Origin of the sequence: Bergeriella denitrificans NBRC 102155 (assembly GCF_001592185.1) — a bacterium.
Lineage (GTDB): Bacteria > Pseudomonadota > Gammaproteobacteria > Burkholderiales > Neisseriaceae > Neisseria > Neisseria denitrificans.
Map to the genome: position 1 here is coordinate 1 of NZ_BCWL01000328.1, position 1,282 is coordinate 1,282.

Here is a 1,282-nt window from a genome sequence, read left to right on the forward strand (position 1 = left end):
TATAGAACGCGCGGCATTTTCAGACGGCCTTTTTTCAGACGGCCGGACGGTATGCGTTTGCCGAATAAGCGAACAATCAGCCCGCCCATAAAAAAAGCAACGGCAGTCGCCGTTGCTTTTTCATTTGCCCGTGCAGGCAGGGCAGGACAGGATTACAGGCTGCCCAAGATAATACGCAATACGCGGCGCAGCGGCTCGGCTGCGCCCCACAGCAGTTGGTCGCCGACGGTGAACGCGCTGATGTATTCGCCGCCCATGCCCAGCTTGCGGATGCGGCCGACGGGTACGGTCAGCGTGCCGGTTACGGCGGCGGGGGTCAGGTCGGCCATGCTGGCTTCTTTTTGGTTGGGTACAACTTTCACCCAATCGTTGGCACCGGCTAAAATCGCTTCGATTTCTTCTACCGGCAAATCTTTTTTCAGCTTCAGCGTAATCGCCTGGCTGTGGCAGCGCATCGCGCCGACGCGCACGCACAGGCCGTCAATCACGGTAGGGTTGCCGCTGCGGCCGAGGATTTTGTTGGTTTCCACGCCGCCTTTCCATTCTTCTTTGGACTGGCCGTTGCCCAAATCCACGTCAATCCACGGAATCAGGCTGCCCGCCAGCGGTACGCCGAAATTGGCTTTCGGGTAGCTGTCGCTGCGCAGGAAGTCGGACACTTTGCGGTCGATGTCGAGAATGGCGCTGGCGGGGTCGGCCAGCTCATCGGCCACTTGCGCGTGAATGGCACCCATGCCGTTAATCAGCTCGCGCATGTTTTTCGCACCCGCGCCCGAAGCGGCTTGGTAAGTCATGCTGGTTGCCCATTCCACCAAATCGTTTTGGAACAGGCCGCCCAAAGCCATCAGCATCAGCGATACGGTGCAGTTGCCGCCGATGTAGTTTTTCACGCCGCTTTGCAGGCCGGCGTCAATCACATTGCGGTTGACGGGGTCGAGTACGATAATCGCATCATCGGCCATACGCAGGGAAGAGGCCGCGTCAATCCAATAACCCTGCCAGCCGCGCTCGCGCAGCGGACCGAAAACGGATTTGGTGTAATCGCCGCCCTGGCAGGTGACGATAATGTCCATCTTGGCCAGCTCGGCCACATCATTGGCATCCAGCAGCGATTTGGCGGCCTGGCCGAAATCGGGCGCTGCGCCGCCGACATTGGAAGTGGTGAAGAAATACGCTTCCGGAATGTGGGCGAAATCGTTTTCTTCCTGCATACGCTGCATCAATACGGAGCCGACCATACCGCGCCAGCCGACGAAACCTACTTTCATTCTGTGCTCCTAGT

Annotated in this window: 1 protein-coding gene; it reads right to left on the reverse strand. The window is 58.7% G+C overall.

Annotated features, from left to right (window positions below):
* Positions 1–152 precede the first annotated feature (152 nt).
* Positions 153–1,268 (reverse strand): aspartate-semialdehyde dehydrogenase, encoded by a 1,116-nt coding sequence (gene asd / locus BDE01S_RS10585; RefSeq protein ID WP_066081363.1) that lies wholly within the window; start codon positions 1,266–1,268, stop codon positions 153–155.
* Between the last annotated feature and the right edge of the window lie 14 nt (positions 1,269–1,282).